The sequence below is a fragment of the Microbispora sp. NPDC004025 genome (assembly GCF_053604425.1).
Genome location: NZ_JBSGHN010000022.1, coordinates 57,486 through 70,591 on the forward strand (window position 1 = coordinate 57,486; position 13,106 = coordinate 70,591).

The 13,106-nt window shown below is 70.2% G+C and carries 15 protein-coding genes; 10 read left to right on the forward strand and 5 right to left on the reverse strand.

Annotated features, from left to right (window positions below; all coding sequences use genetic code 11):
• Positions 1-22: 22 nt before the first annotated feature.
• Positions 23-562, reverse strand: coding sequence for an SSI family serine proteinase inhibitor (locus ACWEQG_RS36235; RefSeq protein WP_452291831.1), 540 nt, complete (start codon positions 560-562; stop codon positions 23-25).
• 211 nt (positions 563-773) lie between these two features.
• Between ACWEQG_RS36235 and ACWEQG_RS36240 the strand changes: the two genes are divergently transcribed.
• The 4 genes from ACWEQG_RS36240 (at position 774) to ACWEQG_RS36255 (ending at position 4,987) form a co-directional block, all read left to right on the forward strand.
• Positions 774-1,901, forward strand: coding sequence for a trypsin-like serine peptidase (locus ACWEQG_RS36240; protein ID WP_452291833.1), 1,128 nt, complete (start codon positions 774-776; stop codon positions 1,899-1,901).
• Between the two features lie 286 nt (positions 1,902-2,187).
• Complete coding sequence (locus ACWEQG_RS36245) at positions 2,188-3,369, forward strand: trypsin-like serine peptidase (RefSeq protein ID WP_452291835.1); 1,182 nt, start codon at positions 2,188-2,190, stop codon at positions 3,367-3,369.
• A 68-nt stretch (positions 3,370-3,437) separates the two neighbouring features.
• Positions 3,438-3,722 carry a hypothetical protein gene (locus tag ACWEQG_RS36250; RefSeq protein ID WP_452291837.1) on the forward strand — a complete coding sequence of 95 codons (285 nt, stop codon included), beginning with the start codon at positions 3,438-3,440 and terminating at the stop codon, positions 3,720-3,722.
• A 167-nt stretch (positions 3,723-3,889) separates the two neighbouring features.
• Positions 3,890-4,987, forward strand: a complete 1,098-nt coding sequence (locus ACWEQG_RS36255) for a trypsin-like serine peptidase (RefSeq protein WP_452291839.1) — start codon at positions 3,890-3,892, stop codon at positions 4,985-4,987.
• A gap of 27 nt (positions 4,988-5,014) precedes the next feature.
• Here ACWEQG_RS36255 and ACWEQG_RS36260 read toward each other — a convergent pair whose 3' ends face one another.
• Both ACWEQG_RS36260 and ACWEQG_RS36265 read right to left on the reverse strand, forming a co-directional pair.
• Positions 5,015-6,421 carry a hypothetical protein gene (locus ACWEQG_RS36260; protein WP_452291841.1) on the reverse strand — a complete coding sequence of 469 codons (1,407 nt, stop codon included), beginning with the start codon at positions 6,419-6,421 and terminating at the stop codon, positions 5,015-5,017.
• A gap of 183 nt (positions 6,422-6,604) precedes the next feature.
• The gene (locus tag ACWEQG_RS36265; protein ID WP_452291843.1) at positions 6,605-7,768 is read right to left on the reverse strand and encodes an NAD(P)-dependent malic enzyme; all 1,164 of its coding nucleotides are present in this window, start codon (positions 7,766-7,768) and stop codon (positions 6,605-6,607) included.
• A gap of 296 nt (positions 7,769-8,064) precedes the next feature.
• Here ACWEQG_RS36265 and ACWEQG_RS36270 point away from each other — a divergent pair, with 296 nt between their 5' ends.
• Complete coding sequence (locus tag ACWEQG_RS36270; RefSeq protein WP_363464797.1) at positions 8,065-8,592, forward strand: CGNR zinc finger domain-containing protein; 528 nt, start codon at positions 8,065-8,067, stop codon at positions 8,590-8,592.
• 25 nt (positions 8,593-8,617) lie between these two features.
• On the opposite strand, the gene ACWEQG_RS36275 is transcribed toward ACWEQG_RS36270, so the two are convergent.
• A complete protein-coding gene (locus tag ACWEQG_RS36275; RefSeq protein WP_363464794.1) occupies positions 8,618-8,932 on the reverse strand; it encodes a S24 family peptidase in 315 nt (104 codons plus the stop codon).
• Between the two features lie 84 nt (positions 8,933-9,016).
• On the opposite strand from ACWEQG_RS36275, the gene sodN reads away from it, so the two are divergent.
• The 3 genes from sodN to ACWEQG_RS36290 all read left to right on the forward strand — a co-directional run bounded on the left by sodN (position 9,017) and on the right by ACWEQG_RS36290 (position 10,860).
• Positions 9,017-9,418: a superoxide dismutase, Ni gene (sodN, locus tag ACWEQG_RS36280; RefSeq protein ID WP_169988168.1), complete on the forward strand. Its 402-nt coding sequence runs from the start codon at positions 9,017-9,019 to the stop codon at positions 9,416-9,418.
• 216 nt (positions 9,419-9,634) lie between these two features.
• Entirely contained in the window at positions 9,635-10,060 is a 426-nt protein-coding gene (locus ACWEQG_RS36285; protein WP_363464791.1) for an anti-sigma factor, read from the forward strand.
• A complete protein-coding gene (locus tag ACWEQG_RS36290) occupies positions 10,060-10,860 on the forward strand; it encodes an RNA polymerase sigma factor SigF (RefSeq protein WP_363464789.1) in 801 nt (266 codons plus the stop codon). The genes ACWEQG_RS36285 and ACWEQG_RS36290 overlap by 1 nt, the downstream gene beginning before the upstream one ends.
• A 98-nt stretch (positions 10,861-10,958) precedes the next feature.
• Here the strand turns inward: ACWEQG_RS36290 and ACWEQG_RS36295 are convergent, their stop codons facing one another.
• Positions 10,959-11,369: a hypothetical protein gene (locus tag ACWEQG_RS36295; protein ID WP_452291845.1), complete on the reverse strand. Its 411-nt coding sequence runs from the start codon at positions 11,367-11,369 to the stop codon at positions 10,959-10,961.
• Positions 11,370-11,456: 87 nt separating this feature from the next.
• Here ACWEQG_RS36295 and ACWEQG_RS36300 point away from each other — a divergent pair, with 87 nt between their 5' ends.
• Positions 11,457-12,449, forward strand: coding sequence for a diacylglycerol/lipid kinase family protein (locus ACWEQG_RS36300; protein WP_452291847.1), 993 nt, complete (start codon positions 11,457-11,459; stop codon positions 12,447-12,449).
• A gap of 281 nt (positions 12,450-12,730) precedes the next feature.
• Positions 12,731-12,985 (forward strand): WhiB family transcriptional regulator, encoded by a 255-nt coding sequence (locus ACWEQG_RS36305; protein ID WP_346229614.1) that lies wholly within the window; start codon positions 12,731-12,733, stop codon positions 12,983-12,985.
• Positions 12,986-13,106: the final 121 nt, after the last annotated feature.

Below are 13,106 nucleotides of genomic sequence, written 5' to 3' on the forward strand. Positions count from 1 at the left end.
CGCGTGCGGTTTGCTGCGCGTGTCAGAAGTCGAACAGTTCCCCGGCGGCCGACCGCTTCTCACAGTCGTTGCCGAAGGTACGCCGGAACCGGAAGTACTTCCCGTCCCAGATGCCGCTGGCGGTGACCGTGACAGGTGCGTAGATCATCGTGCAGGGCTCGGCTTCGTTCACCCGCAGGGCGCCGGGGTCGAGGCCCGACCTGTTCAGCCAGGCGCACGCCTTCTCCGGAGCGGGATGTGAGCCGCCCGCCGGAGCGCAGTTCAGGAAGGCCGACCGCGTCGCGGGCTCCGGCTGCTCGCCGTCCGCGATGGTCAGGATCACCGCCCGCACCCGGGAGGCCGGCGACCGTGCGGCCCGCAGGGCGATCTCGGGCGGCGGCGGAGCCGGCAGGGTGGCCCGCCGCGCCGGCGCCGCACCCGCCCTCACGGGTGTCACGGGCCCGAGCGGCCCGGATCGGACGGTCTTTACGTCGTCGCCGGCCGCGCCGGGATGCGCCCATGCCTGGGCGGAGGGGCCGGCGGCCAGCGCCGCACCGGCCAGGACAACAAGCAGCGGTTTCATGCGATCCCCCCGTTTCCGCTGGTGACCAGCGTTCTCAAGGGAGCCCCCGGGGGCAAGCGCCCACTCCGGACCGCAAAGAAATCTGACGTACCACAGACCACATCGGTTCCGCTGGATTCATAACGAGCTGGGCAAGAAGGGATGCCACAACCGTGTGGATCTGGAAAAATCACCCTCTACTGTCCATATCTCCACGACGAGAGGTCCCACGGTGACCAGGAAGCTGACACTCGCCGCCGGTGGCGTCGTCGCCGCCGCGAGTGCGGTCGCCGTGCTGTGGAGTCAGGGCCCCGCCGTTCCCGCGACCGCCGCGTCCAGCGTCACCACGACGACGGTCTCCGCCGCCGCGGGCATCGGCAAGAACGGGGTCAGCGCCTTTCCCCTCGCCCCCCGTCAGGCCGACGAGCAACGGGTGGCGGCGTACTGGAGCCCGGAGCGGCTCAAGCAGGCGAGCAGCTACGTGCCGAGCACGAAGCCGTCGCCCTCGACCAAGAGCACCCCCTCCCTGGTCGAGGTGGGTCCGGCGGACGCGACACCGCGCGCGGTCGCGCCGCGCGGCGCGGCGCCCCCGGCCGCCGCCTCCCCTCCGATGGTGGGCAAGGTCTTCTTCAAGGTCGGCGACAAGGAGTACTGGTGCTCCGCCTCCGCGGTGCACTCCGCCCGCCGCAACCTCGTCGCCACCGCCGGGCACTGCGCGTACGCGCTGGCCCAGGACAAGACGGTGGACAACTGGGTCTTCATCCCCGGCTACCACGACGGCGTCGCCCCCTCCGGCATCTTCGTCGGCCACACGCTCTACATGCACGAGGACTTCGCCGGTCAGGGCGACTTCGACCGCGACTACGCCTTCGTGACCGTGCACCGGGGCTTCACCTGGCAGCCGTACGTGGAGAACGGCAGGCTCAAGTACCGGCCGGTCGACGTGGGCCGCCTGGAGGACAAGGTGGGCGCCTTCCGCTTCGCCTCCGGCAAGCCGACCGGACGACCGATCTCCGTCTTCGGCTACCCGGCCGGGGCCCACCCCGACGGCAGCCGCCCGTACACCGGCCAGACGGTGAAGTCCTGCGACGGCACCACCGAGAAGAAGTTCGTCAGCGCGCCGACGTGGCAGCTCGAACACGGGGTGCGACTGCCGGGCTGCCCTTTCACCGCCGGCGCGAGCGGCGGCCCGTGGGTGATCGGCTACGACGCCGCCAAGCGGACCGGCTACCTCACCGGAATCACCAGCCTGACCTGGAATCTCAGCGGCGGCGGACGCCTCGACGCCGTCTCCACGCCGTACTTCAACCAGCTGACGCAGCGGGTGTACACCCAGGCGAGCAAGCAGGGCACGGGCTGACTCTCCCCGCCGCGACGGGTCCCGATGTGATTCACGTCACACCTTGCCATCCCATCCGGCTGCGCACAGTACGTGATTTGACACGGAAGGCATCCGAGTGGACCTGCACTGATGTCACGAGACGGTCTCGACCCTGACAAGCGCTGTCATGCGTCACGGAAAAGTCACGGCCGATGTGCACTCAGAACCACGTAAAAATCGGATAAAGGCGAGAGGTACTGTCTTTACTAGCCCTTTACACACGGGTGGGACGCATGTGGCGTGCCACGACAGCACCTGGAGCTCTATGAACACCCGAGTCAACCGTCTGATCGTCCCCATCGGGGGTGTGGCCGCGGCAGGCCTCATCGGGGCCACCATCGCGGTCCCGGCGCAGGCGGCCGGTGACACGGCCTCCGACTCTCTGGCCGCGAGCGGCATCGCCGCGAAGAACGTCATCGCCTACTGGCTCAACCAGAAGGCCTCCAACCTGGTCCACGCCACCCCGTACGGGTACGAGAGCCAGGTCAGCGCCAAGCACGTCTCGACCGGCGGGCCGTCCGCCGACAGCAAGCCCGGCACCGTCTCGCCCACCGGCGGCGGCAAGTCTGGCGGCTCCCTGAAGAACGTCAACCTGCCGCGCACCACCGGCAAGGTCTTCTTCCGCGGCGGCGACGGCAGGCCGCACTGGTGCAGCGCGACCTCCGTCCAGTCGAAGTACGGCAACCTGGTCGCCACGGCCGGGCACTGCGTCTACGACACCAAGACGAACAAGGCCACCCTGGACCGCTGGGTCTTCATCCCCGGCTACTACCAGGGCAAGGCGCCGTGGGGCATCTACGTCGGCAAGACGGCCTACACGCACTACGACTTCGACGTCTACGAGGACGGCGACCGCGACTACGCCTTCGTGACCGTCTACAACGGCATCAAGGCGGGGCGCGGCGGCGACCTGCGCAACATCGCCGAGTGGAACTGGAAGCAGGTCGACAGGAAGACCTACCTCAAGTACGACCGCTTCCTGCGCAAGAGCCGGGGCGGCAAGTACTACATCGTCAAGTTCACCGACGTCGGCCGGCTCGAGAGCAACGTCGGCGGCCAGGGCCTGGCCTACAACCAGAAGATCGGCAGCTCGGTCTACGTGTTCGGCTACCCGAGCGGGTCGCACCCGGACGGCAACCACGCCTTCACCGGCCAGACCCTCAAGTGGTCGTACGGCAAGACCTTCGCCGCCAAGGCCCCCTCGGTCAAGGGCGAGGAGCTCGTGGGCGTCAAGTCGTCCTTCACCGGCCAGGGCTCCTCGGGCTCGTCGTGGCTGCTGAGGTACAGCAGCGCCAAGCGGCTCGGCTACCTCAACGGCGTCACCAGCGGCGTCTCCGACACCGACGGCAACAAGCGGATCGACACCAGCGTCTCTCCGTACTTCGACGGCGAGACCTACGGTGTCTACAAGGCCGCCGCCAACAACTGGTCCGGCTCCATCGCCTGAGTCGCGGACGCCCGGCGCCGCCCCTCGGGTGGCATGCTGAGCGGACGGCGATCACGAGGAGATCAGCGATGACCCACCCTTCCGGAATGCAGCCCGCTTCCCGGCGAACCCCCCTCGACGCGGAGGAAAGGGTGCGTGGCGAGGCCAACTTCTCGCTGCTCGTCGCCGAACACCTCATGACGAAGGGCCGGTTCAGGATCACCGCCGACAGCCCGGAGATGGTGGATCTGTGGCAGACGGCCGCCCGCAAGGCGGGTGAGAGGCTGCAGCGGCCGGTGGTCAGCTACGCCGACGGCCGGGACATCGTCATCACGTTCGCCCAGCAGGCTCCGAGCCTCACGACACAGGACTGAGCACCCCCCAGGAAGTGCCCCGCCGCGCCGCGGCGGGGCACTTCGGCGTTCCGGGGAGAACGACGAGCGTCCGCGTTGTTTTCCCGACTTGATCCCCATCGCTGTATGTTCCTTCGCAGCCCATTCACGTGTGGGGCGCGGGAGACGTCACACAGCAAGGAGATCCGTTGAAGCGCATCCTCCCCCCGCTGTGGGGTGCGGCGGCGACGGCCGCGTTGCTCGTCGCCGGGGCGGCGGTACCCGCTCACGGCTACGAGATCACCGTGACGACGCCCCTCGCCTCCGGCGCGAAGGTGGCTTCGGTGCTCGCCTACTGGCTGAGGAACGGCGGCCGCCCGCTCGCCGACGCGACTCCCGCGTCAGCGCCGGCCGGGATCGAGGCCACCCCCGTCGCGCCCGACGGCGCCGCTCCCGACGGCGTGCGGGGCGTGGTGCCCGCCGCCGCCGGGGTCAAGCGGGCCACCGGCCCCTCGAGAAACGTCAACCTGCCGAGGACGACGGGCAAGGTCTTCTTCGTCGGCCCGGACGGCCGCCCCCACTGGTGCGTGGGCACGTCCGTGCAGTCCGACCACCGCAATCTCGTGGCGACGGCCGGGCACTGCGTGTACGCCGCGCGGTCCACGGCGGGCTCCACCGCCACACCGCACCGGAACTGGATCTTCATCCCGGGCTTCGCCGGCGGCGGCACACCCTGGGGCGTCTACGCCGGCGGCCAGGCCTTCGCCCACAGCGACTTCACCAGGTACCGCGACCTGGACCGCGACTACGCGTTCGTCAGCGTCCACGCCGGCGTGCTGCCCAAACGCGTCGCGCTGCGCGACGCCGCGCAGTACGCCGCGTTCTCCGGCGGCCTCAAATACCGCACCGCGACCGGCTACACCGGAGTCCGGCTGCTCCCCGTAGGGCGTCTCGGCGACAAGGTCGGCGGGCAGGGCCTCGCCTACAACCTGCCGGTCGACCGGCCGCTCGCCATCTTCGGCTACTCCCTGCGGGCCTCCGCGCGTCCCGCGAACGGGCTCACCCGGGCGTACCGCAGGCCCTTCCTGGCCCAGGACCTGTCCAGGAGCGCGAACGAACTGGTCGCCGTGCGTTCGGCCTTCGCCGCCGCCTCCGGGTCGCCGTGGCTGGCCGCCTACCGCGGCGTACGCGGCCTGGGGTACCTGAACGGCCTGACCATCGGGCTCTCCGGCGCGGGCACCGGCCTGTCGCCGTACTTCGACGGGGAGCTGTTCCAGGTCTACAGCGCGGCCCGGCGCGCCGGCTGAGGGGCCGGCGCCCCGGCGGGGCGGCCCTCAGACGCCGACCGCCTCCCTGGCCGCGGCCTGCGTGCTCGTGCTCTGCCTGGTCCCCGCGCGGCCCCGGCCGCGCGCCAGCAGCTCCGCCACCCGCGGCTCCGCGGCGTAGGGCGCGAACCGGCGGCACATGTCCGCCACGTACGTCCGCGTGCGCGCCGACTGGATGTTCTCGGCGAGATCGAGGGCCGACGACGCCGCCTGGCACGCCTCCTCCAGCTCGCCCTCCTGGATGAGGGCCGTGGCGAGCAGCGAGAGGTTGAACATCTTGCCGCGCACGTAGCGCCCGTCCATCACCAGCGAACGCCGGGCCTGCCGTACGGCCCGCGCCCCGTCGCCGAGGTCACGCAGGCAGTGGGCCGACTTCGCGGCCAGGTAGGCCTCGTCGAAGTAGCCGATCCAGCCGGGCTCGTTCTGCGGCGTCCGCCGGTCGAAGGCGACCTCCGCCTCGTGCAGCGCGCCGCCGCACGCCGTGCGGTCCCCGAGCAGGGCCAGGGCGTGCGCCTCCAGCACCCGGGCCTCGGCCAGCAGCGACCCGACCCCCGAGCGCCGGGCGGCCGCCACCGCCGCCCTGGCCAGCTCCAGAGCATGCCGGGGATGCCCGATGTAGACGGCCTGGTGGCTCATCCCGGCCAGGATCTCGCCGCACAGGGCGTGGTCGCCCGCGCCGCGCGCCAGGCCGAGCGCCTGGATCAGGTAACGCTGGGCCAGCCCGTGCTGCTCCAGGTCGTAGGCCATCCATCCCGCCAGCCGGGTCAGCTCGGCCGCCGCGGTCGCCAGCGAGCGCCCGGTGGCCTCGCCGTACGCGCCCTCGCGCAGCAGCGGCGTCACGGCGGTGTGCAGGTAGCGCACGACCGGGCCGCGGATGCTGCCGCCGCCGAACCGGTTGTCCAGCTCGCCGAACGACCGGGTGACCTCGCGGATGGCGGCCACGTCGGAGGGCCCGACGCGGCGCGGCCCGTTCGCGGAGAGCCGCTCCCCGTCGGGCGCCGCCAGCCAGCGGACGATGCCCGCCGAACCCGCTCCCAGGGCGAAAGTGGAGTCGAGCAGGAACCTGCGCCGCTCGACGTCGGCCCTCCACAGTGCTGTCACGCTTGCCACACCCTCCTCCCACGAATGGGGGAACTCCCGTCCCAGATCGAGGGGGACCGTTCCACGCGGCATGCCGATGTCCTCCCTGGACACCTGCCGCCCCAGCCGCAGCGAGAAGATCTCCGCCAGCAGGCCGGGAACCGGTTCGCGCGGGCTGCGGCCGCCGATCCAGCGCAGCACGGAACCGTGGTCGTACCGCATCCCCCGCAGCCCTCGGGCCAGGCCGAGACCGTTGAGCCGGCGGGCCAGCCCCTTGCGGGACAGTCCGGCTTCGGTGAGGTGCTGCTGGAGCAGGCGGTTGGGGTCAGGTCGCATCGCTCTCCAACCGGGACAGGCAATAGCCGATTTGGTTACGGAGAGCTTTCTTTATAGCACTAACCGTGAGGACCTAAAGGCATTCCCAAATGTTTACGCGCCCTGACAGGGAGAAGACGAAGGGCCGCGCACCGCGCGTTCACGCGGCTCGCGGCCCTCGGGCGTCCGGTGGTGGCCGGAGGACTACTTGCGGGCGACGCCGTCCTCCCTGGCCTGCCGCGCGACGGCGGCGATCACGGCGGGGGCGACCCGGGCGTCGAACGGCGAGGGGATGACGTAGTGCTCGGTGACGTCGTCGCCGACCACGGCCGCCAGCGCGTCCGCCGCCGCCACCTTCATGTTCTCCGTGATCGTCGTGGCGCGGACGTCGAACGCGCCGCGGAAGACCCCGGGGAAGGCCAGCACGTTGTTGATCTGGTTGGGGTAGTCGGACCGCCCGGTGGCGACCACGCGGGCGTGCCTGCCCGCCACCGCGGGGTCCACCTCCGGGGTGGGGTTGGACAGCGCGAAAACGATCGAGTCCCGCGCCATCGACGCGATGGCGTGCTCCGACACGGTCGACCCGGACAGGCCGACGAACACGTCGGCGCCCGCGAGCGCCTGCTCGGTCGACCCGGACAGGCCGAGCTTGTTGGTGTCGCGGGCCAGCGCCCGCTTGACCGGGTTCAGGTCCTCGCGACCGGCGTGGATGACGCCCTTGGAGTCCGAGACCGCGATGTCGCCGATCCCGGCGTTCAGCAGGATCCGCGACACGGCGACGCCGGAGGCTCCGGCGCCGGCCACCACCGCGCGCAGCTCGCCGAGGGAGCGCCCGGTGAGGCGGGCCGCGTTGCGCAGCGCGGCCAGGACCACGATCGCCGTGCCGTGCTGGTCGTCGTGGAAGACGGGGATGTCGAGAAGCCCCCGCAGGCGCTCCTCGACTTCGAAGCAGCGGGGAGCGCTGATGTCCTCGAGGTTGATGCCGCCGAACGACGGCGCGAGCCTGACCACGGTCTCGACGATCGCGTCCACGTCGGTGCAGTCGATGCAGATGGGCACCGCGTCGACGTCGGCGAACTGCTTGAACAGCAGGGCCTTGCCCTCCATGACGGGCATGGCGGCGGCCGGCCCGATGTCGCCGAGCCCCAGGACCGCGGTGCCGTCGGAGACCACGGCCACGACGTTGGAGACCCAGGTGTAGTCGTTGACCAGGTCGGGGTTGTCGGCGATGGCGGTGCAGACGCGGGCGACCCCGGGCGTGTACGCGAGCGACAGGTCGTCGGCGTCGCGGACCGGGACGGTGGAGCGGACCTCCAGCTTGCCGCCGCGGTGCAGGGCGAAAGCGGGATCCAGGTCGAGAGATGCCAAGGAAGAAGAAGATGTGACGGTCACAGCGACCCCAGTGTCGAAAGGACGAGTTCCTTCGGTAGACGCCGTCAAGAGAACGAGAGCCCTGGCTTCGGTAGCCGCCGGAGGCCGTCGTCGTTGACGGTCGTCTCTTGAGGGGGTACGGGGGTCACCCGTTCCCTGATTGTGCCACAGGATGTGACACGCGCCCCGGCCGGATCGGGTCACATATCGTTGCACGTTCAGGTGTTCCCCCAGGCCATCGGGCATGTAATACTCGGCTTTGCCGGTGATCTCTTACGTATTTGGGCGTCCCAGTGGACTTGACGTCTTACGCCGAGCTGGCCGTACAGCTGGTCAACATGGGCGGCGAACTCAAAAACCCGTTCTCCCTGCGGGCCCTCCTGGAGGAGACGGGCCGTACGGAGGCGGCCGCGCGTCTCACCCGCCGCGACATCGACGCGCTGTGCGAGCTGCGCGACGAGCTCGCGGGGGTCTTCGCGGCGGCCGCGGAGGGCGACGACGTGGAGGTGGTCGAGCGGCTCAACGGGCTGCTGGTCCGCCATCCCGTGCATCCGCAGATCTCCGGGCACGACGGCCAGCCCTGGCACCTGCACCTGACCGAGGGCGGCCGGGTCGCCGACGCCCTCTCGGTCGGGTCGGTCATGGGCCTGGCCAGCGTCGTGACCCGGCTCGGCGTGGACCGGCTCGGCATGTGCCAGGCGGCGCCGTGCCGCAACGCCTATCTCGACACCTCCTCCAACCGGTCGCGCCGCTACTGCTCGGAGCGGTGCGCCAGCCGGGCGAACGTGGCCGCCTACCGGGCGCGCAAGCGGGGCGCCTGACGGGCCGGCCCGAAGAAGGGCGCGGTCAGGCGGCCGGCGTGGGGAAGCGCAGCGCCGGCCTGGGCCAGTAACGCAGCACGACCCTGCCCACGACGTCCTCCTCGGGCACCGCGCCGAAGTCCCAGCTGTCCCGGCGCCCCGGGGCCGACTGGTTGTCGCTCTCCAGCCACCAGCCGTCGCCCGTGAGCCGGAAGGCCCGCTTGACGATCAGCCCGTGCGGCCGCCTGGCGACCACCAGGTCGCCGGGACGGATCGGCGCGCCGCGCCGTACCAGCAGCCAGTCTCCGGGCCGCAACGCGGGCAGCATCGAATCGCCGGACACGCACACGGCGGTGAGCACATCCCCCTCCGCACAGTGATTTCGAGACGAGTAAGGTCGGTCCTGGAACAGTGCTGTCACCAGCATTCCTAAGGAAGGATTCCGATGCTCGCACGACTGCTGCGACCCCGGCACGAGGCGTCCGCCCACTGCGACCTGCCGTGCGGGGTCTACGACCCGGCCCAGGCCCGCATCGAGGCCGAGTCGGTGAAGGCGATCATTAAGAAGTACGCCGACAACGACGACCCGGTCTTCAGGACCCGCGCGCTGATCATCAAGGAACAGCGGGCCGAGCTGGTCAAGCATCACCTGTGGGTGCTGTGGACCGACTACTTCAAGCCCCCGCACCTCGAGCAGTACCCCCAGCTTCACCAGCTCTTCTGGGACGCCACGAAGCTGGCCGGCGCCGCCGGGGCCAAGGGCACCGTGGACCCCGCCCTGGCCGACGACCTCCTGGCGAAGATCGACGAGATCGCCAAGATCTTCTGGGAGACCAAGGCCGCCTGAGCCTCGGGAAACCTCGGGCCCCGCACGGCCTCCAGGGCCGCGCGGGGCCAGATCATCCCAGGGCCCCATACAAACTCCATATTCGGTAGCACGGAATTTACGTGCAGGTACCTCCAAGGATCGCCACAATCAGCGCGTCCGCCCGGGGCGGCACCGCTCGAGTGGCGGTAGGTTGCAGTCAGCGGCACTCAGCCGGCTGAAGAGGCGAGGAGGAACGTGACCGAGGAAACCGAGACGCCTGCGGTGGATCTGACCGGGATTCGCGATGCTGTGAGTGTCCGGCTGCCCGCCGTGAGCGCCTACCTGTCCGTGCTGCGCACGGCCACCGCCGGGCTCGCCGCACGGCTCGACTTCACCCTCGACCAGATCGAGGACCTGCGCATCGCCGTCGACGAGGCGTGCGCCATGTTGCTGCGGCACGCCGTGCCCGGAACGGATCTCCTCGCGGAGTTCGAGCTCACGGGCCCGGAGATGACGGTCCGCGTCGAGGTCAACACGCTGGGCGTCAGCTCGCCCAACCGGGAGGACTTCGCCTGGATGGTGCTGACCGCGCTGGCCGACGACGTGGACGCGATCTCCGACCACGCCGATCATCTGGCGATCGTGCTGCGTAAGCGCCGGAGCTCGGCGAGGCCGTCGTGATGACGGAAAGGACGAGTGCGATGACCTCCGGCGACTCGGCGGTGCCGGACCGCGTACGCGCCCGCACACTCTTCGCCGAGCTGTCGGAGCTTTCGCCGGACGACCCGAGGCGGCAGCGCATCCGCGACGAGCTGGTCGAGCTCCACCTGCCTCTGGTGGAGTACCTGGCCCGCCGCTTCCGCAACCGGGGCGAGTGGCTCGACGACCTCACGCAGGTCGCCACGATCGGGCTGATCAAGTCGATCGACCGGTTCGACCTCGCCCGCGGCGTGGAGTTCTCCACGTACGCCACTCCGACCATCGTCGGCGAGATCAAGCGGCACTTCCGCGACAAGGGCTGGGCGGTCCGCGTGCCGCGCAGGCTCCAGGAGCTGAAGCTCTCGCTCACCAAGGCGATAAGCGAACTGTCGCAGCGGGAGAGCCGCGCGCCCACGGTCGCCGAGCTCGCCGCCCATCTGGGCATGAGCGAGGAGGAGGTCCTGGAGGGCCTGGAGTCGGCCAACGCCTACTCCACCGTCTCGCTCGACGCGCCCGACTCCGGCGACGACGACGCGCCCGCCGTGTCCGACTCGCTCGGCATCGTGGACGAGTCACTGGAGGGCGTGGAGTACCGCGAGTCGCTCAAGCCGCTGCTTGAGCGCCTGCCTCCGCGCGAGAAACGGATCCTGCTGCTGCGGTTCTTCGGCAACATGACGCAGTCGCAGATCGCCACCGAGCTGGGGATCTCGCAGATGCACGTGTCCCGGCTGCTCGCCCGGACGCTGGCCCAGCTACGCGAGGGCCTCACCGCCGAGGACTGAGCGGGAACCCATCCGAGCCCGGACGATCGGACGATCGCCAGGCAGACGACCGCGACGCCGCGCTCCCCCCGGCGGCGCCCGGTCACCGATCGCACGGCTCAGGACGCGCCGGGTGCGCCGTCCTCGCCCATCAGGGCGCGTGTGGAGGCCGGCGCGAGCAGCGTGACCAGGGCGACCGCCGCCGCGGCGATGAGCGGAACGCCGAAGGCGTACTGCGCCGACTGGATGAGACTGATCGCCACCGGAAGCGCGAATATCTGCGTGACCACGGCCGGGCCCCGGCTCCAGCGCAGCACCAGCCACAGGCCCCGCGCCACCCAGAGCAGCGCAGCACCGCCGAGCACGCCGAATCCGGCCACGGCGATGCTGGTGATCACGTCGGTGGGCTCGCCGACGACGGTCTCGACGCCGACGTAGCCGCCCAGGACGAGGGCGAGCAGGCCTTCTGCGGCCAGGACTGCGGTGGCCACGGTGAGTGTGCCGGGACGGCCCACGGAACTGCTGATCACACCGCCCAACCCTACCCGCAGTGGCGCTCACCCCATTGAGCAGGCGTCACCCGGCGCGAGCGGTAAACCGTTCGTTAACCTTCAGGCATGCGGGCACTCCTCCTCGTCAATCCCAAGGCGACCTCGACGCACCGGCGCACCCGGGACGTGCTGATCCGGGCGCTCGGCGCCGCCGTCGATCTGTCGGTCGAGGAGACCGCGTACCGTGGCCACGCGACCGCGCTCGCGGCCACCGCGCACGGCAAGGGCTTCGACGCGGTGGCGGTCCTCGGCGGCGACGGCACGATCAACGAGACCGTCAACGGCCTGCTGGACGCCCGTCCCGACGGCGGCGCGAGCGACCGGCCCGCGCTCATCGTGATTCCCGGCGGAAGCGCCAACGTCTTCGCCCGCGCCCTCGGCCTGCCCAACAATCCGGTCGAGGCGACCGGTGCCGTCCTGGAGGCGCTGCGGGAAGGACGCCGCCGCACCATAGGTTTGGGACAGGCGATTTGGCATGACGAGGTTTCGGGCCCGGATCCGGGGGCAGATGCGCCACCTGACCAGCAAAGGTCCAGATATTTCACATTTTGTGCTGGGCTGGGATACGACGCCGAAGTCGTCCGGGCCGTCGAGGGCTTGCGGAGCGCGGGACATCGCGCCCTGCCCGCCCTCTACGTGAACACGACGGTTCGCCACTTCTTCGTGACGGACCGCCGGCGGCCGGCGATCCGGCTGACCCGTCCCGGCCGGCCGCCAGAGGATGGGATCTTCATGGCGATCGTGTCCAACACGTCGCCGTGGACGTACGCCGGCACACGTCCGATCAACCCGACGCCGTGGGCCGGTTTCGAGACGGGGCTCGACATGCTCGGGCTCCGGAGGATGAGCCTGCCGGCCATGCTCACGCTCGTCCGGCAGATCATCGGCGAACACCGGGGATTGCCGCGCGGTAAACACCTCGTTCAGATCCATGACGAGGCCGACTTCACCCTCCTCGCCTCCCGCCCGGTCGCCTTCCAGCTCGACGGCGACTACCTGGGGGAACACGAGTGGGTGATCTTCCGCGCTATCCCGGACGCGTTACAAGTTCTCGTCTGACCTGTTACATGTAGTCATAGTGTGACGCATCCGACAGCCACGACGGGCAAAACCTTGTCCCAAACCTCTTGTGTGGTGTTGGTACGGCTGAAAAGCTGAACACGACGTCGGAACGTAGGACCTTTACGGAGACCACAGCCTCCGTAAGGAGCCCCGGCGATCGCGCGGACATACCCGGCCCCTCACCCAGGATCCGGGTCGCTGTTCGCAGCAGCTAGTGAAAGAAATCACAAAGTTGACGAGGAGCCACGGTGGCTCCACTTTACGAAGGAGTGGAACGCATGGACTGGCGCCACCGCGCTGCCTGCCGTGACGTGGACCCCGAACTGTTCTTCCCGATCGGGAACACTGGTCCGGCGCTCATGCAGATCGAAGAGGCCAAGCAGGTATGCGGGCGATGCACGGTCGCCGAGTCCTGCCTCAAGTGGGCCCTCGAGTCGGGCCAGGACGCCGGAGTCTGGGGCGGGCTCAGCGAGGATGAGCGCCGCGCCCTCAAGCGCCGCAACGCGCGCGCCCGCGCCCGCGCCGCCGTCTGACTCCCCCGCCGCACGCGAACGCCTTCGGTGAATGCCGGGCATGGCATTCACCGAATCGCGGGGCATCCGGCCCCGGCCGGGACGGCCGAGGAGCCTCCCGCCCATAGGGCCGTCCGTCCAC